The organism is Vreelandella lionensis (assembly GCF_044543515.1).
In the GTDB taxonomy this organism is placed as follows: Bacteria; Pseudomonadota; Gammaproteobacteria; order Pseudomonadales; family Halomonadaceae; genus Vreelandella; species Vreelandella lionensis.
In genome coordinates this window covers 129,725-144,289 of the sequence record NZ_JBITWC010000009.1, presented here as the reverse complement: position 1 = coordinate 144,289, position 14,565 = coordinate 129,725, and the positions used below count along the sequence as shown (strand labels likewise).

Annotated in this window: 22 protein-coding genes; 5 read left to right on the top strand and 17 right to left on the bottom strand. The window is 55.1% G+C overall.

The genetic code is table 11. The features are described 5' to 3' along the window. Window positions 1-84: 84 nt before the first annotated feature. The 8 genes from ACIGG6_RS07825 to ACIGG6_RS07790 all read right to left on the bottom strand — a co-directional run bounded on the left by ACIGG6_RS07825 (window position 85) and on the right by ACIGG6_RS07790 (window position 4,372). A complete protein-coding gene (locus tag ACIGG6_RS07825) occupies window positions 85-1,128 on the bottom strand; it encodes a toll/interleukin-1 receptor domain-containing protein (protein WP_399843719.1) in 1,044 nt (347 codons plus the stop codon). Continuing rightward, window positions 1,125-1,595: a toll/interleukin-1 receptor domain-containing protein gene (locus tag ACIGG6_RS07820; RefSeq protein WP_399843717.1), complete on the bottom strand. Its 471-nt coding sequence runs from the start codon at window positions 1,593-1,595 to the stop codon at window positions 1,125-1,127. The genes ACIGG6_RS07825 and ACIGG6_RS07820 overlap by 4 nt, the downstream gene beginning before the upstream one ends. 85 nt (window positions 1,596-1,680) lie before the next feature. Beyond that, window positions 1,681-2,001 (bottom strand): DUF427 domain-containing protein, encoded by a 321-nt coding sequence (locus ACIGG6_RS07815; protein WP_399843715.1) that lies wholly within the window; start codon window positions 1,999-2,001, stop codon window positions 1,681-1,683. Between the two features lie 102 nt (window positions 2,002-2,103). Next, window positions 2,104-2,880: a carbon-nitrogen hydrolase family protein gene (locus ACIGG6_RS07810; protein WP_399843712.1), complete on the bottom strand. Its 777-nt coding sequence runs from the start codon at window positions 2,878-2,880 to the stop codon at window positions 2,104-2,106. A gap of 92 nt (window positions 2,881-2,972) precedes the next feature. Then, window positions 2,973-3,239 (bottom strand): Txe/YoeB family addiction module toxin, encoded by a 267-nt coding sequence (locus tag ACIGG6_RS07805; RefSeq protein ID WP_159342812.1) that lies wholly within the window; start codon window positions 3,237-3,239, stop codon window positions 2,973-2,975. Then, entirely contained in the window at window positions 3,232-3,486 is a 255-nt protein-coding gene (locus tag ACIGG6_RS07800) for a type II toxin-antitoxin system Phd/YefM family antitoxin (RefSeq protein WP_062372652.1), read from the bottom strand. The genes ACIGG6_RS07805 and ACIGG6_RS07800 overlap by 8 nt, the downstream gene beginning before the upstream one ends. A gap of 82 nt (window positions 3,487-3,568) precedes the next feature. Next, window positions 3,569-3,904, bottom strand: coding sequence for a zinc ribbon domain-containing protein YjdM (locus tag ACIGG6_RS07795; RefSeq protein ID WP_399843709.1), 336 nt, complete (start codon window positions 3,902-3,904; stop codon window positions 3,569-3,571). Window positions 3,905-4,009: 105 nt separating this feature from the next. Beyond that, on the bottom strand, window positions 4,010-4,372 hold the full coding sequence (locus ACIGG6_RS07790; protein ID WP_399843706.1) for a winged helix-turn-helix transcriptional regulator: 363 nt from the start codon (window positions 4,370-4,372) through the stop codon (window positions 4,010-4,012). 92 nt (window positions 4,373-4,464) lie between these two features. On the opposite strand from ACIGG6_RS07790, the gene ACIGG6_RS07785 reads away from it, so the two are divergent. From ACIGG6_RS07785 to ACIGG6_RS07775, 3 genes are all read left to right on the top strand, one after another. Beyond that, complete coding sequence (locus ACIGG6_RS07785; protein WP_399843703.1) at window positions 4,465-4,794, top strand: nuclear transport factor 2 family protein; 330 nt, start codon at window positions 4,465-4,467, stop codon at window positions 4,792-4,794. Continuing rightward, complete coding sequence (locus ACIGG6_RS07780; RefSeq protein WP_399843701.1) at window positions 4,791-5,564, top strand: SDR family oxidoreductase; 774 nt, start codon at window positions 4,791-4,793, stop codon at window positions 5,562-5,564. The genes ACIGG6_RS07785 and ACIGG6_RS07780 overlap by 4 nt, the downstream gene beginning before the upstream one ends. An 85-nt stretch (window positions 5,565-5,649) precedes the next feature. Further along, complete coding sequence (locus ACIGG6_RS07775) at window positions 5,650-6,618, top strand: putative zinc-binding metallopeptidase (RefSeq protein ID WP_399843699.1); 969 nt, start codon at window positions 5,650-5,652, stop codon at window positions 6,616-6,618. Between the two features lie 25 nt (window positions 6,619-6,643). Here ACIGG6_RS07775 and ACIGG6_RS07770 read toward each other — a convergent pair whose 3' ends face one another. The 6 genes from ACIGG6_RS07770 to trpB form a co-directional block, all read right to left on the bottom strand. Beyond that, entirely contained in the window at window positions 6,644-7,537 is an 894-nt protein-coding gene (locus tag ACIGG6_RS07770) for a dihydrodipicolinate synthase family protein (RefSeq protein ID WP_399843697.1), read from the bottom strand. Window positions 7,538-7,584: 47 nt separating this feature from the next. Then, window positions 7,585-7,905, bottom strand: a complete 321-nt coding sequence (locus tag ACIGG6_RS07765) for a hypothetical protein (protein ID WP_399843694.1) — start codon at window positions 7,903-7,905, stop codon at window positions 7,585-7,587. Window positions 7,906-7,947: 42 nt separating this feature from the next. Next, window positions 7,948-8,232 carry a type II toxin-antitoxin system RelE family toxin gene (locus ACIGG6_RS07760; RefSeq protein WP_281442551.1) on the bottom strand — a complete coding sequence of 95 codons (285 nt, stop codon included), beginning with the start codon at window positions 8,230-8,232 and terminating at the stop codon, window positions 7,948-7,950. Beyond that, entirely contained in the window at window positions 8,222-8,473 is a 252-nt protein-coding gene (locus tag ACIGG6_RS07755) for a type II toxin-antitoxin system Phd/YefM family antitoxin (protein ID WP_009100484.1), read from the bottom strand. Before ACIGG6_RS07755 ends, ACIGG6_RS07760 begins: the two co-directional genes overlap by 11 nt. A 112-nt stretch (window positions 8,474-8,585) precedes the next feature. Further along, window positions 8,586-9,404 carry a tryptophan synthase subunit alpha gene (gene trpA, locus ACIGG6_RS07750; protein ID WP_399843691.1) on the bottom strand — a complete coding sequence of 273 codons (819 nt, stop codon included), beginning with the start codon at window positions 9,402-9,404 and terminating at the stop codon, window positions 8,586-8,588. Between the two features lie 20 nt (window positions 9,405-9,424). Continuing rightward, window positions 9,425-10,642 (bottom strand): tryptophan synthase subunit beta, encoded by a 1,218-nt coding sequence (gene trpB / locus ACIGG6_RS07745; protein ID WP_399843688.1) that lies wholly within the window; start codon window positions 10,640-10,642, stop codon window positions 9,425-9,427. 123 nt (window positions 10,643-10,765) lie between these two features. Here trpB and ACIGG6_RS07740 point away from each other — a divergent pair, with 123 nt between their 5' ends. After that, complete coding sequence (locus tag ACIGG6_RS07740; protein WP_399843685.1) at window positions 10,766-11,656, top strand: LysR family transcriptional regulator; 891 nt, start codon at window positions 10,766-10,768, stop codon at window positions 11,654-11,656. Here the strand turns inward: ACIGG6_RS07740 and ACIGG6_RS07735 are convergent. Then, window positions 11,653-12,051 carry a VOC family protein gene (locus tag ACIGG6_RS07735; RefSeq protein ID WP_399843683.1) on the bottom strand — a complete coding sequence of 133 codons (399 nt, stop codon included), beginning with the start codon at window positions 12,049-12,051 and terminating at the stop codon, window positions 11,653-11,655. The genes ACIGG6_RS07740 and ACIGG6_RS07735 overlap by 4 nt on opposite strands. Window positions 12,052-12,087: 36 nt before the next feature. Further along, window positions 12,088-12,777, bottom strand: coding sequence for a VIT family protein (locus tag ACIGG6_RS07730; RefSeq protein ID WP_399843680.1), 690 nt, complete (start codon window positions 12,775-12,777; stop codon window positions 12,088-12,090). Between the two features lie 207 nt (window positions 12,778-12,984). Here ACIGG6_RS07730 and ACIGG6_RS07725 point away from each other — a divergent pair, with 207 nt between their 5' ends. Further along, window positions 12,985-13,914 (top strand): glycerophosphodiester phosphodiesterase family protein, encoded by a 930-nt coding sequence (locus tag ACIGG6_RS07725; protein ID WP_399843678.1) that lies wholly within the window; start codon window positions 12,985-12,987, stop codon window positions 13,912-13,914. Window positions 13,915-13,932: 18 nt separating this feature from the next. Here ACIGG6_RS07725 and ACIGG6_RS07720 read toward each other — a convergent pair whose 3' ends face one another. Beyond that, window positions 13,933-14,565, bottom strand: coding sequence for a hypothetical protein (locus ACIGG6_RS07720; protein ID WP_399843675.1), 633 nt, complete (start codon window positions 14,563-14,565; stop codon window positions 13,933-13,935).

Here is a 14,565-nt window from a genome sequence, read left to right as displayed (position 1 = left end):
AAATGCACAAAGAACGGGAAAATAGTGCCTAAATTTGCAATTTTTTATCAGCTCAAGTGAGCGTTGACGAATATCGGTAATTATTCAGACCTTCCCTAAAGGCAAAATCTCCTTGACAGAAAATCTTGCCATACCTTCGATATCAGGTATAACATATTGAAAAGAGTCAGATGCAAGAATCACACAAGTACTAAACTCTCTTTCTATGCTATCCAACAGAATATTTTGATGCTTTTTATTTAATGACACACTCGCAAAATTATCTATTACCAAAAACCTCTCGGCAGAAACTATTTCCGAAAGACAATCAATATCGTTATACTGTCTTTTTATCTCTTTATCGCAAAGTTCAACTATATCACTTTCATTTAAATTATCTGCATCAATAAATACTGGTTTCTTGCCATAACTAAAAGCGTCTTTATAAAGTGACTTTGCTAGAGCTGATTTTCCTGATTGTTCCTCACCAAGAACAAGAGTATAGCCTTCACTTTCTGGTAGCCGTGCTGATGAAACCTCTAAAAAACTTTCATCATCTGAGTCCAGGCCTCTAAGATCTGGATATATATAAATATCATCCAATCTTATAACCTCTGTAGCTCTACTTTTAAGAACGACTTCTGTGTCATTGAGCCATGCAAAAAAAGAGCTTTTATGAACATAATCTTTTTTGGTAACCAGCTCTTTTTTTGAAACCGTCTCTTTAATTGCAATTTTTATTTGCTCAACGACTTCTAGAAATACACTATCCTTATCGTCGTATTGGCTGATCCAATTTTTTTCGGGAACACTTTTTAAATTTTCAAAAGGAGCACCTTCGATATCACATGGCCTCAACATAACAGGTATTACCCTTGCACGGCCTTCTTCATGAAGCTTTATAGCATACTTCATTTCATGGCCATAACAATATGATGACCCAATGAAATCTGGGCTTACCATAAGAAGTATTACAGCAGCTTGGTTAATATTCTGATCAATTTCATCGCTTTTTACATCACCAGCGACAATGTCTCTGTTATGCCAAGTTTCGATCACTCCTCTATACTTTAATCCACTTAAATGTGAGATCATTTGGTCTTTGTAATTTTCATCTATACTACTGTAGCTAATAAATATTTTTTTCATTCTTCACCTCGAGACAAAGCACTCTTATTAGATAATTTATTGAGGGCTCTTTTTATTGAATCTACTATATCGAGAAAAGCAGAATCTTGGTTTTCCCATAAAGTAACGGGACGACCATCTCTTGGTGCAGCCATTAGCTTACCAAACGGTGCTTCTTGCCAATCGCAAGGTCTTATAATTATTGGCATAACAATAGCGTCTCCGCTATAGTGTCGTTCCATGGCAACTTTCATTTCAGTATCAAAACAATAATCTGAAGCAATAAAATCAGGACTAATTAAAAGCAAAATAATGTCATCATTTCTTACATGCTCGTCAATTTCTTTATCCAGCTCACTGCCAACATCGATAGCCCTGTCATGCCAAGCCTCAATAACACCTCTTCTTTTCAATAAAGAAAGCTGTGTATCAAGCTTATCTCTTATATCTTCGTCTTTATGAGAGTACGAGAAAAAAATTTTTTTCATCTTTGCACACACCATTTTTAAGATCTTTTATAAACAAATTTCAATAGCTCTATATCCGACACCATCAGTATAGATAGGAGTTAAATCATCGACTAATAACCATGTTAAAGGCCACTCTTTTATCTATAGACTCCACACCCTCAACCGGCTCTTCATAACTCCAAGCAATATCCCGCCGCTCACCCAGCGAGAAATACACCGTATGCCCTTTAAACGGGCAATAAGTGGTCGTTTCCGAAACAGTAAGTAAGTCCACCCGCACGTCTTCACGTGGGAAGTAGTGGCGCGGCGGGTAGCCGTGTTCGCGAAGTTCCAGCGTATTGGTGGAGTCGGCTAGCAGAATGCCATCCACCTGCACTTGCATGCGCTGCTTGCTAGAGTGAAGCGTTATGCGGGCATTCTGCATCGTGTAGTCCCTGCGGCATTGTCTGCTCTAATGCTTCGAGACTAGCAGTTAATCTAGGTTAAGCCCACTTTAGATGGTTAGTTTTTAGTCGGAAACTCATACTTAGCTATGTAAGTTAGTCATCACTGCCACGCTACCGCTTATGGCACCGTGGTGAATGCGGCACAGTACTAAGCTGGGCTGGGTGCCGTTAGCTGTCACGGTTAGCTCCCCTGATGCGTTCCAGCCACCGCTATTACCGCAGGTTTGCCAGCCGCCCGTGGTGGAAACGTGGTTGGCGAGCAGTACCGGCAGTTGGTGGCGCTTTGCAATGGTGGTGAGCAGCTCGGCATCTTTTACATAGCCGCCTGGGGAGATCAGCGCGCTGGCGAGATATACGTCCGCTTGTTGTTTGGCGGCGGTAGCGGCGTGGCTTGGGTGGGTGAAGTCGGCGCAAACGGCCAGGGCGATGCGGGTGCCGTTAACGTTGATGAGGCCGCTCTCAGTGCCGGGGGCACAGTAAACCTCTTCTCCTTCGTGAAGGTGCTGTTTTAGGTAGAAGGTATGTTCGCCGTTGGGGAAGCAGATCACCGCTGCGATGTGGGGTTTGCCGTTGGGGTTGTGCAGTGGGCAGCCTGCTATTACTACCGTGTTATTGGCGACGGCCGCGGCGGTGAGGGCGGCAAAGGTGGCATCGTCGCGGGGCATGGCCAGTTGGCTGAGTAGCGCCAGCTCGTAACCGGTGAGCGAGAGTTCGGGAAAGGCCACCACGTTGGCATCCAGCGCGGCGGCGCGCTCTATGTAAGCCAGGTGCGTTTGTAGGTTGTCGTCTACCGCCGCTTTGCTAACCGGCAGTTGGGCGAGTGCAATGGTGATGGGGGCTGGTGTGGTAGCTGTCATTTTTTCCACTTAGCTGGCTGGGTGCAGGCACAGTCGCGGGCTAAAGCCACCTCCCACTGCTGGCTCACTCTCGGGGGCGATTCAGTTGCGGGCTAATAGTGATAGCGGCAAGAAATGACAGTGATCGCGTGGTGATCGACTGCATAAACAAGCCGATGAGTATCGTCTATACGTCGAGACCAAAAGCCCGCTAGGTTTTCTTTTAAGGGCTCTGGCTTGCCGATTCCCTCAAAGGGGGAGCGCTTTACATCGTTTATCAGCTTATTAATGCGCTTAAGGGTTTTCTTATCCTGCGCTTGCCAATAGACGTAGTCGTTCCAAGATTCATCTGTCCAACACAACAGTCGCTGACTACTCATCCATTAACTCTCGTGCGCTTGTTTGGCCAGCACGATATTGCGCTATTGAGCGGTTAAGGTGTTCAGCATTTTTAGGCGAACGAAGCAGGTGCACTGTTTCCATTAGGCTGTTGTAATAATCCAGCGACATCACCACGGCATCTTCAGCATCCCTGCGCGTGATCACGGTGGTATCCGCATCATTAACGACGCCATCCAGCACAGCTTTCAAGCCATTCCTCGCTTCTGTAAAAGACACGATTTTCATACACACCTCACATGTACTATTTAGAGTACAAGTCTAGCCGTTGCCCGCAAACCTGTACAGTTAATGAGACAGAACGACCGCTTCAAGCCTTTTTCACAAACTGCGCGGTCACCATCATGTCGCCTGCGCCGTCTACTTTGCAGTCTAGCTGGTGGTCTTTGCCCTCTTTTAGCCGTTTGATGACGGCTTTGGTGCCGATCTTGAGCACTTGGGAGCTGCCTTTCACCTTGAGGTCTTTGATCAGCGTGACCTTGTCGCCTTCGGCGAGCGGGGTGCCGTTGGAATCGGCCACGTTCACGGCCTCTTCGGCGGCGGCTTCTTCAGGGTTCCATTCGTGGGCGCATTCGGGGCAGATGAACAGGCGTTGATCCTGATAAACGAATTCCGACTGGCAGCGGGGACATGGCGGGCAAGACATAAGCAGTGGCTTCTGTGATGAATGAGCGGGTGATGATACTGAGCCAGGGCGGCCTTGGCGACTGGCGAGCGCCTTGGGTAGCGCCGCCGTGGGCGCTGGCGAGGCTCAAGCGCTGGCGTCGTCCGCGTGTTCGGTGGGGTGAAACGCCTCTTTCTGCTCGGCCCATTTCAGCAGCGCATCCAGCGCGGGGCAGAGCGCTTGGCCCCACTCGGTTAGGCGGTATTCCACTTTGGGCGGCACTTGCGGGTACACCTTGCGCGCCACGATGCCATCGGCTTCCAGTTGCCGCAGTTGCTGGGCGAGCATCTTTTGCGAGATGCCGGGGATCAGCTTTTCAAAATCGGAGTAGCGCTGCACGTTACCGTCGAAGAGGTGGAAGAGAATAATCAGCTTCCAGCGCCCTTCCAGCATTTTTAATACATCTTCCACTCCGCTGGCCGCGCTAGTGGGCGTGTAAATCCTTCTCATGGGTAAGCCACTTACCTTTTTGTGCGTTCTTGATAATCGGTAAGCCTAAGCAGAAGATCCTCGTACAGCAACCACGATGAGGAAGGCTTACCATGAGCGTGTCACTCTCTACTCCCATTGCCACCTATATCGACATTAGCAACGGCGCGGATGATGCCTCACTGGCGGAGTGCTTTACCGCCGATGCCCGCGTGGTGGATGAAGGGCAAACCCACCAGGGCATTGCCGCCATTCGTGCCTGGTTACGCGGCACCCGCCGCCAGTTTGAGTACCACGTGGAGCCCACCGACGTCTCTCGCGATGGCGACAAGATGGTGATTACCACCACCGTGACCGGCGATTTTCCCGGCAGCCCGGTGCAGCTGTTTCACCATATCGAACTGGCCGATGAACGCATTCAAAGCTTGGAGATTACCCCATGAACCTGCAGCTTAGTGGGCGTCGCGTATTGATCACGGGTGGCGGTAAAGGCGCGGGCGCGGCGGTGGTGGCGCTGTTTCGTGAAGAGGGCGCGCAGGTGCTGACGACTGCCCGTAACCGCCCCGCTGCCCTACCTGAAGAGCTGTTCGTCGCTGCCGATCTCACCACTGTGGATGGCTGCGCCACCGTGGCAGAAGCCGTGAAGGCGCGCATGGGCGGTGTGGATATCATCGTGCATGTGGTGGGCGGCTCGTCTGCCCCGGCGGGCGGCTTTGCGGCCCTGGGTGAAGAGGAGTGGCAGCAGGAGCTGAACCTGAACCTGTTCCCCGCCGTGCGGCTAGACCGCGCCCTGCTCCCGGGCATGCTGGCCCAGGGTGAAGGGGTGATCGTTCACGTGACTTCTATTCAGCGGGAGTTGCCTTTACCGGAATCCACCACCGCCTACGCGGCGGCCAAAGCGGCGCTCTCGACCTATAGCAAGAGTTTGTCGAAGGAGGTGTCGCCACAAGGGGTGCGGGTGGTGCGCGTCTCGCCGGGTTGGATCGAGACGGAAGCCGCCGTTGCCTTGGCGGAGCGTCTGGCTGAGCAGGCAGGCACCGATTACGAGGGCGGCAAGCAGATCATCATGGGCGCGCTGGGTGGCATCCCGCTGGGCAGGCCCTCTACCCCGGCGGAAGTGGCGAACCTGATTGCGTTCGTGGCATCGCCGCTGGCGGGCTCAATCACGGGTACGGAGTTTGTGATTGATGGCGGCACAGTACCGGTGGCGTAGCGCTTGAGTCGGCGGGTATCTCAATTGGCGTTGGCGGGCGGCGGCTCCTAGACTGAAGCTTCGTTTCTCTTGAGGTACCCGACCTATGCGCGTTTTTTCTAATCCGGTCGGTGCCGGTTCACTCTGGTTCGATAATTTGGTCACGGCGGATGGTGTGCCGGTGGCCTACGACCCCCAGGCGCGGGCGTTTATTCCCATGCCGCCCTTCTGTGCCAATCGCGAAGTGATTGGTTGTAACTGGATTGCCCCCAAGCATGGCGAGTTCTGCCGCGCCTGCGCGATGACCGCCCTGGCCCCAGACCCTTCCATTTCCGATGCGATACCCAACTGGGCACACACCGAGGCCGCCAAGCGCTGGGTGATCGATAACCTGGGCCGCTGGCACTGGTTTCGCCCGGAAGACCCCGGCGCGCCGCCGGTATTTCATATGCTGGCGGAAGGCGGAACGCCTGTCCCTATGGGGCACGTGGGCGGCGTGGTAACGATTAGCGTGGCGGAAGCGGATGCCGTGGTGCGCACCACCCGCAAAGAGGCGTTGGATGAGCCTTACCGCACTATGATTGGCCATATGCGCCATGAAATTGCCCATATGCTGTGGTGGCGGCTTAGCCTGCGGGAGGATTTTCTGGCGGCCTTCCGCGAGATGTTTGGCGATGAGCGGGAGGATTACCCAGCGGCCTTGCAGCGCCACTACCAAAACGGCCCGCCGGCGGATTGGCAAACGCGGTTTCTGTCGACCTACGCCTCTTCTCACCCCCATGAGGATTGGGCGGAAACCACTTCGCACCTGCTGCACTTAACCGATATCACCGATAGCTTTGTGTCGTCGGGCATGACCTCGCCCGTGCTACCGAATGACCACAATTGGGATGCCTACGCTGAACCTGATTCAGAGCGGCTGATTCATATTGCGGCATCATTGGTGGCAGGCGTAAACCATGTAAACCGTTCGATGGGGCTGTCGGATCTCTACCCGTTTGTGCTTTCCGAAGTGGCGCTGCGCAAGCTGGCGTTTGTTCACAACTGGCTGCGGCGCGGAGCGCAAGGGCTGTAGCTACTTGCGCTTTGCTTGTTGCGGGTTAGTGAAGTCCCAGCGTTTCAATCACCGCTTCAATCTGTTGGCGAGCTTTCCCTTGCAGGGTGTTCAGCGGCTGGGGCAGGCAGGGGGCGCTAGCGCGACCGGTGAGTTCAGCGATGGTCGCCGCCACCCGCAGGCTACCGCCGTATTCGTGATACAGCGCCCATAGCGGTGCTAAGGCATCTGAGCGGGTTTGGGCCTGTTCGGCGTCGCCCACTTGGGCGGCGCGTGTTAGCGCCAGCGCTAGTTCTGGATAGAGCCCGCCAATCACCGAGTACCACGCCTCGCAGCCTGCCAGCAGGCCCGTCGCGGCGGCGGGGTCGCCGCTGATGCCAATGGTCACGTTACTAGGAATCAGCGCCCGCAGCCGCGCTACTCGGGTTTTGGCGTCTTCTAGGTTGTTAGGCACTGGCGGAATTTTAATCGAGCGCACCTGGGGCAACTCGGCAATGCGCCCGTGCAGCTCATCGCTGAACGTAAAGTGCGTGGTGCCGGGGTTGTCGTACACGCACAGCGGCACGCTAATGGCGCGGCTGACGGTACTGAACAGGTTAAACACGTCGTCATCAGTCAGCTTTTGGTACGAAACAGGCGCTAATAGCAGGCCGCTTGCCCCGGCCTGCTGGGCATTTTCGGCATTGGCCAGCACATCGCGGGTGCGCAGCGCACCAATGCCCACCACCACCGGCACCCCCGCCGCACTCTCCACGCTCAGCTTGGCCACCCGCGCCCGCTCCTCCACGCTTAAATAAGCGTAGCTGCCGGTAGAACCCAGCACGCCAATGGAATCCACCTGCGCCTGCGCCAAACGGGCCACGAGCTGGGTAAACTCCTGCTCGTTGATGCCCTGCTCATTCATGGGGGTTAGCGGAAACGCACTCAGGCCGGTAAACATGGGGGTGTCCTTTTAGGGGGGTTATTGCACGAGGCGGCTACTCAAGACTACTGCCCAAAGCTAAGGCCCAAGCGCAGCGCTTGCAGGCTATCGAGCTGTACCGTCACCTCATCAGAAAACAGCGGGTGGCCTTGTAGCTGCATGTTGACCGCTGCTTGAGAGCCACGGTAGCCAAGCGTCACGGCAACATTGGCGCTGTCACTCACTGGGGCCAACCAATCGTACTCAACGTTATCTACGCTCAACGATGAAAGCCCACGGGCTTCTAACTGCTCCTCGACTTCCTTCTCGATCACCACACCGTAGTAGACATAGAGTCCTGCGTAGCCCAGCCCCAGCAGTACCAGCAATGAAAAGAGCTTGCCCATTGTCTTCCTCTGTTTGTGGTCATTTGCACGATAGGTGATGGATTACATCCGGCGCTTTAGCGACGCGTAGACGTTGCCTTTGTCACGCTTACCCACAGCAATAACGTAGATAAACAGTTCATCATCCACTACTTCATAAACCAGACGATAGCCTACGCTTCGAAGCTTTATTTTATAGCAGGCATCGAAACCACTGAGTTTATCGGCAGGCACACGTGGGGTTTCTAGCCTTTCAGCCAGCTTCTTTTTGAACTGTTGTTTGACGGGTGGGCTAAGCTTTTCCCACTCTTTCAAGGCCGCGGGCAAAAAGCGTAGCTTATAGGTCATCCAGTGATACCGTGACGGCCTTGTCTTTATCGGCGCGACGCTCTTCCACTAGCTTGGCCAGCTCGTAGTCTTCCAGCATCTCCATCATCGCCTCATAAGTTTCTACAGGGACAAGGTAAGCGGCGGGCTTGTTGTGATTCAACACAGCAATGGGGGCACCGCTTGCTTGGGTCAGCAGTGCCGAAGGGTTTTTCTTTAGCTCAGAAATACTGACCGAAAAGTTAGCTAATACTTGGTGCATGGAAACCTCCTGAAGCCATAAAAAAGCTCCTTTTATAGCCCTCATATTAGCTCTTTTTTTGCGACTTCTCCAAGCGTTCGCTGTTTACATTCACCGCACATCGATGCGATGCCTAATGTCTACACCCTCTCACACTCTCCGCCAGTTCTTTCACCAGCCCATGCACCCGCGTCACGGCGTCATCGCCGCTGCTGGCGTGTTCGATGCAGTCCACCAGTGCAGAGCCCACGACCACGGCGTCGCTGAAGCGGCCAATAGTGGCGGCCTGTTCGGCGGTGCGGATACCAAAGCCTACGGCGATGGGCAGCGGCGTGTGTTCACGCAGCTGATTAACGGCGCTTTCCAACCGTTCCGGTGTGGGGGCACTGCCACCGGTGACACCCGCCACGGAAACGTAGTAGATAAACCCGGAGGCGTTGGCCAGCACTTTGGGCAGCCGCTTGGCATCGGTGGTGGGCGTGGCTAAGCGAATAAAATCGATGCCGTGCTGAGCGGCGGGCTGGCACAGCTCTTCATCGTGTTCGGGCGGTAGATCCACCACGATCAGCCCATCGACGCCGGCCTTGGCAGCATCGGTTAAGAAGCGCTCGACGCCGTAGCAGTAAATCGGGTTGTAGTAGCCCATCAGCACGATGGGGGTGGTGCTGTTTTGTTCACGGAACTGGCGCACCATCTCCAGCGTTTTGGCTTGGGTCTGGCCGTTTTCCAGCGCTCGCAGGGCGGCTTTTTGAATGGCGGGGCCATCGGCCATGGGGTCGCTGAACGGCATGCCGAGTTCAATGATATCCACGCCTGCTTCCGGCAACCCGTGCAGCAGGCGGCGGGAGGTCTCGGCGTCCGGGTCTCCAGCAGTGAGGTAGCTGACCAGCGCCGGGCGGTTTTGCTGTTTGAGCGCGGTAAAGCAGTGTTCAAGACGAGAGGTGCTAGTCATGTCGTTCTCCTGTATCGTGCTCATACGTTTTTCACTCCGAACTTATCCCCCAGATGATGGGCCACGCTCATCATGTCTTTATCGCCACGGCCACTGAGGTTGACCACCATCAGGTGCTCGCGGGGAAGTGTCGGCGCGCGCTTAGCCACTTCAGCCAGGGCGTGGGCAGTTTCTAGCGCGGGGATGATGCCCTCTTGGCGGCAGCAGATTTGGAATGCTTCCAGCGCTTCGTCATCGGTGGCGGAAACGTACTCAACCCGCCCTTGCTCGTGCAGCCAAGCGTGTTCTGGGCCGATGCCGGGGTAGTCCAGCCCTGCGGAAATCGAGTGAGCGTCGATAATCTGACCATCTTCGTTTTGCAGCAGGTAAGTACGGTTGCCGTGCAGCACGCCGGGGGTGCCGCCGTTCAGGCTGGCGGCGTGCAGGCCACTGTTAACGCCTTTGCCGCCTGCTTCTACGCCCACCATGTGGACACTTTCATCATCAATAAACGGGTAAAACAAGCCCATAGCGTTGGAGCCGCCGCCCACACAGGCAATCAGCGAATCCGGCAAACGGCCCTGTTTTTCGAGCATTTGGGTGCGGGTTTCGTGGCCAATGACCGCTTGGAAATCGCGCACCATGGCTGGGTACGGGTGCGGGCCTGCCACGGTGCCAATGATGTAGAAGGTGTCGTCGACGTTCGTGACCCAGTCTCGCAGCGCTTCGTTCATGGCGTCTTTCAGCGTGCCGGTGCCGGAGGTGACTGGCACGATCTCTGCGCCCAGCAGCTTCATGCGGAACACGTTGGGCTGCTGGCGTTCGATGTCGGTGGCGCCCATGTAAATCACGCAGGGCAAACCAAAACGCGCAGCCACGGTAGCGGTGGCAACGCCGTGCATGCCTGCGCCGGTTTCCGCGATGATGCGCTTTTTGCCCATCTGCTTAGCCAGCAGCACCTGACCAATGCAGTTGTTAATCTTGTGCGCGCCGGTGTGGTTAAGCTCTTCACGCTTGAGATAAATGCTCGCGCCGCCGAAGTGCTCGGTAAGGCGCTCGGCAAAGTAGAGCGGGCTGGGGCGGCCGACGTAGTCGCCCTGAAAATAGGCGAGCTGGCGCTGAAAATCCGGGTCGTTTTTGGCGGTGGTGTACTCCTCCTGCAGCTCAAGAATCAGCGGCATCAGGGTTTCAGCGACAAAGCGGCCACCGAAACTGCCAAACAGCCCGTTGGCATCGGGTAGGCTTAAAGGTTTGTTCATCACGACCTCTGCGTTTTGGGTGCGATTTAGGGTTGTGATGACGTTAGCGCAGGCAGGCGGGAAGAAAAATCGATAAGATGGCATCAACCTGTGAGTTTTACGCAACTATTGAAAGAGACACCCATGCAACACAGCCTGCCGCCCTTAAGCGCCCTGCGCGCCTTTGAAGCCACCGCCAGGCTAGGCAGCGTAACCGCCGCCGCAGATGAGCTAAGCGTGACCCACGGTGCGGTAAGCCGACAGCTAAAGAGCCTGGATGAGCATTTTGGCGTAGCACTGTTCGCCAAAGCCGGGCGGGGGCTAGTACTCACTCACCACGGAGAGCAATTGCAAAACGGCGTGGGGGAAGCCTTCGCCAAGCTCAGGGATAGTTGCACCCGGCTCAAGCATGAGGTGGAAGAAGCGCCGTTTACCCTGGCCTGCCCCGGCAGCTTGCTGGCCCGCTGGCTGATTCCCCGTTTAGACCGCTTAAACCAGGCGCTGCCGGAGCTAAAACTTCAGGTGGTGGTGAGCGATTCCGAGCAGCCCGGCCAGCCGGAGACCAGCGCAACGCTGGCCTTTTTCGAGCCACCTTGGCCTGACGAGGGCGAGCTGATTGAGCTGATGTCTGAGGAAATTTGCGCCGTGGCCAGCCCACGCTTGGTGGATGGGTGCGATGCCTCTCATCCCGCATCGCTGTTTACCAACAAGCTCCTTTACACCGCCTCACGCCCCCAAGCGTGGCCCCAGTGGGCAGACGCCCAAGGGCTGGAAACCGACGCATTGAAAACAGCCCTCCAACAGGGCCAAGGTTTCGCGCATCTCTACTACCTCATAGAGGCTGCCGTGGCGGGCCTAGGGGTCGCCATCGCCCCGAAGCTACTCGTAGAAGATGATCTGAAAAGCGGACGACTTGTCGCCCCTTGGGGCAGCATCGAAACCCCGGCCAGGCTCTGCCTGTGGCTGCCCAAACACGCCAACGCCCGCCGCAGTGAATCGCTGGCTGATTGGTTACGCAAGGAGTTAAAAGGCTAGAGCCCTACCCGGTGCGGATACACCACGAACGCCAGCTTGTTGCCATCCGGGTCGCGGACATAGGCGACATAAAAGCCTTCCCCGTACTGCGGCCGAAAGCCCGGTGCGCCTTCGTCGCTTCCGCCGCTTTCCAGGGCGAGCTGGTGCAGCGTGTCAACTTCTTTGATGTCGGTAAATTGAAAGGCGGTCATGGTGCCGTTGCCCACGGTGGCGTCGTGGCCATCGAAGGGGTAGCCCACGAAGTATTGGGGCACGTTGACATCGTCTGGGTCGCCAAATGAGACCCCGCTCTCGTCCTGCCAGCAAACATCTAGCCCCATGGCATTAAACAGCGGCGTGTAGAACTGCAGGGCACGCTCTAGGTCTTTGGTTCCCACCATTGTATACGCCAGCATGTTATGTCTCCTTTTGGATGCTTATAGCGTTTGAAGCTACGCCACAACGCCAAACAAACGCCCGATGAGAGAGGTCAGTGCCATCGCCAATGCCCCCCAAAACAGCACGCGGAAGGCGGCTTTACGTACCGGGGCACCGCCTATTTTGGCTGCTAGCGCCCCTAACAAAGCCAACAAAGCGAGCGATGCCACGGCGACCAACGGAATCAGCAGCACCAGCGGTACCCACCAGGCTATCAAAAGGGGAATTAATGCCCCAGCGGTAAATGTAGCGGCTGAATAGAGTGCCGCCTGCAGAGGCCTCGGTTGAGTGGTATCGGTGATGCCAATTTCATCCCGAGCATGGGCTCCCAGCGCGTCTTTTTGCATCAGTTGCTCAGCCACTTGACTGGCGAGTTCAGGCGTTAATCCTCGCTCAACATAGATCTCTGCCAGCTCCTCTTGCTCGGCCTCAAAATGATCGGCAAGGGCGTTACGCTCCATTGTTAAATCGGCACGCTCGGTGTCTGATTGCGAGCTGACCGAAACGTACTCCCCCGCCGCCATCGACATGGCCCCCGCTACCAACCCCGCCACACCCGCCAATACAATATCGTTTTGCGTGGTAGAGGCTGCTGCTACCCCAAGAATCAGACTGCTGGTAGAGACAATGCCATCGTTAGCGCCCATCACCGCTGCCCGTAGCCAGCCAGCACGATGAGAGCGGTGGTGTTCTTTGTGGGTCATGGAGCAACCTCTTGAGGACCTGGGTTCAGCTTAGTTGATATTAGGTGAAGTCTTGCCCCTGGGCACTAGCTATAACGAAGCCCAGCTAATGATCCGAACAAGCGTCCTATGAGGCTCACGGTGCAATTCAGAGTGGTTCAGTAGAACGTGCGTTTGTCATGTTAGGCAGGTAAGGTCTTACATGGCTTTATCTATCAAGGTGTTATTATGTTGCGCTATTCATTGCTAACGACGCTAACGCTATTAGCGGCTACGTCTACCACTGCCGTAGCGGCGAGCGATACACCGCTTACTCAGCAGCTTAACGACTTGAAAAATTTCCAAGTGATTGCCCATCGCGGAGCAAGCGGGCATGCGCCGGAAAGCACATTAGCGGCCTACGAGCTGGCCCATGAGTGGGGCGTGGATTATCTGGAGCTAGATGCTCAGCTAAGCGCTGATGGCGAGGTGGTGATCTTCCACGATGGCACCCTTGAACGCACCAGCGATGGCGAAGGCCATATCCATGATTACACCCTGGCTGAGCTGAAAGCGCTGGATACCGGCTCGTGGTTTCACGAAGCGAATCCCGAGTATGCAGATACGGATTTTTCCGGCACGCAGATCCTGACGCTTAACGAGCTGTTCGACCACTTTGGTCAAACGACGCGTTATTACATCGAAACAAAATCCCCTGACCTCAACCCTGGCTTGGAAGAGGCATTGGTGGAGCGTCTTGAAGCCTACGATATGATTAATGAAGGCCGAGTATTGGTGCAGTCGTTTGACCAGCAAAGCCTGCTCAAACTACAGGCGCTCAACCCTAACCTGCCGTTAATTCAGCTGCTGTGGTACTCACCTAGCGAGCAAAACAGCGAACAGTTGGTGGAGTGGCAAAACACTACTCCAGGGCCAAGTGAGATTAACGACGCTGACTTTCAGGCCATTGCCGAGTATGCAGCAGGGATTGGCACCAACGCGATCTATCAGGGCAACGAAGTGATTGATGCGGCCTTTATTCGCCAGGCCCAAGCTAATGGCCTGTCGGTACACGTTTACACCATCAATGAACCAGATGAGATGCAGCGTTTAATGGCGCTGGGGGCGAACGGCCTGTTTACCGACTACCCCGACCGCCTGCTTGAGTTAGTAGAGTAATCACCCGCATTGACGCCTTTAGGAGGTCGCATCGGAGGAGGTGAACTCCTGCGGTGTCACGCTGGCGAATTTCTCTACAAAAAACACCAGGGTTTCAGGATGCCGAAAGCGCCTTTCAAAGGTTTCCTGCCCATTCTCTGAACGGCGCGTTATCCGAGCATGGTAGGCACTGCCTACCTTAGCCACATTCACGCTATTTTCATGGCCAAGCTCTCGGTGCACGGCGGTCACCGTCGCTTTAGTCTCGAGCATTGTTGCAAGCCTTTGCGCGGTAGAACGCTCTTCATCAGTCGCCCACAGCGGCTGGTCGCGGTTGCCATAATGGTAAAGCAGCACCGCCAGTAGCATGGCGAAGATGCTGCTGGTGAGCATCCAAGTCAGTAAAACACCAGAAACAGGCATGGTCAGCATAATGACTAGCTGTACCACGCTACCCACCACAAACACCCCTGCCAACGGCCGCCACATACGCTGACTCATGACACTGCGCTTTAAAACATACCCCCACAGCCCGACCACGCCCAACGCACCAAAAAAGAGGTATGCCATGGCAAGAGGCGTTCCGCCGCCGGAAAACACGGCCACGATACCTATCACAGGTAGCAGGCTATAAAGCCCGGCCAGTAGAACGTAGGCACGCTGAAGGGACAT

Bases quoted from the DNA above. Each gene is read 5' to 3' on its own strand.
- ACIGG6_RS07825 (WP_399843719.1), bottom strand. From the start codon at position 1,128: ATGAAAAAAATATTTATTAGCTACAGTAGTATAGATGAAAATTACAAA.
- ACIGG6_RS07820 (WP_399843717.1), bottom strand. From the start codon at position 1,595: ATGAAAAAAATTTTTTTCTCGTACTCTCATAAAGACGAAGATATAAGA.
- ACIGG6_RS07815 (WP_399843715.1), bottom strand. From the start codon at position 2,001: ATGCAGAATGCCCGCATAACGCTTCACTCTAGCAAGCAGCGCATGCAA.
- ACIGG6_RS07810 (WP_399843712.1), bottom strand. From the start codon at position 2,880: ATGACAGCTACCACACCAGCCCCCATCACCATTGCACTCGCCCAACTG.
- ACIGG6_RS07805 (WP_159342812.1), bottom strand. From the start codon at position 3,239: ATGAGTAGTCAGCGACTGTTGTGTTGGACAGATGAATCTTGGAACGAC.
- ACIGG6_RS07800 (WP_062372652.1), bottom strand. From the start codon at position 3,486: ATGAAAATCGTGTCTTTTACAGAAGCGAGGAATGGCTTGAAAGCTGTG.
- ACIGG6_RS07795 (WP_399843709.1), bottom strand. From the start codon at position 3,904: ATGTCTTGCCCGCCATGTCCCCGCTGCCAGTCGGAATTCGTTTATCAG.
- ACIGG6_RS07790 (WP_399843706.1), bottom strand. From the start codon at position 4,372: ATGAGAAGGATTTACACGCCCACTAGCGCGGCCAGCGGAGTGGAAGAT.
- ACIGG6_RS07785 (WP_399843703.1), top strand. From the start codon at position 4,465: ATGAGCGTGTCACTCTCTACTCCCATTGCCACCTATATCGACATTAGC.
- ACIGG6_RS07780 (WP_399843701.1), top strand. From the start codon at position 4,791: ATGAACCTGCAGCTTAGTGGGCGTCGCGTATTGATCACGGGTGGCGGT.
- ACIGG6_RS07775 (WP_399843699.1), top strand. From the start codon at position 5,650: ATGCGCGTTTTTTCTAATCCGGTCGGTGCCGGTTCACTCTGGTTCGAT.
- ACIGG6_RS07770 (WP_399843697.1), bottom strand. From the start codon at position 7,537: ATGTTTACCGGCCTGAGTGCGTTTCCGCTAACCCCCATGAATGAGCAG.
- ACIGG6_RS07765 (WP_399843694.1), bottom strand. From the start codon at position 7,905: ATGGGCAAGCTCTTTTCATTGCTGGTACTGCTGGGGCTGGGCTACGCA.
- ACIGG6_RS07760 (WP_281442551.1), bottom strand. From the start codon at position 8,232: ATGACCTATAAGCTACGCTTTTTGCCCGCGGCCTTGAAAGAGTGGGAA.
- ACIGG6_RS07755 (WP_009100484.1), bottom strand. From the start codon at position 8,473: ATGCACCAAGTATTAGCTAACTTTTCGGTCAGTATTTCTGAGCTAAAG.
- trpA (WP_399843691.1), bottom strand. From the start codon at position 9,404: ATGACTAGCACCTCTCGTCTTGAACACTGCTTTACCGCGCTCAAACAG.
- trpB (WP_399843688.1), bottom strand. From the start codon at position 10,642: ATGAACAAACCTTTAAGCCTACCCGATGCCAACGGGCTGTTTGGCAGT.
- ACIGG6_RS07740 (WP_399843685.1), top strand. From the start codon at position 10,766: ATGCAACACAGCCTGCCGCCCTTAAGCGCCCTGCGCGCCTTTGAAGCC.
- ACIGG6_RS07735 (WP_399843683.1), bottom strand. From the start codon at position 12,051: ATGCTGGCGTATACAATGGTGGGAACCAAAGACCTAGAGCGTGCCCTG.
- ACIGG6_RS07730 (WP_399843680.1), bottom strand. From the start codon at position 12,777: ATGACCCACAAAGAACACCACCGCTCTCATCGTGCTGGCTGGCTACGG.
- ACIGG6_RS07725 (WP_399843678.1), top strand. From the start codon at position 12,985: ATGTTGCGCTATTCATTGCTAACGACGCTAACGCTATTAGCGGCTACG.
- ACIGG6_RS07720 (WP_399843675.1), bottom strand. From the start codon at position 14,565: ATGTCCCTTCAGCGTGCCTACGTTCTACTGGCCGGGCTTTATAGCCTG.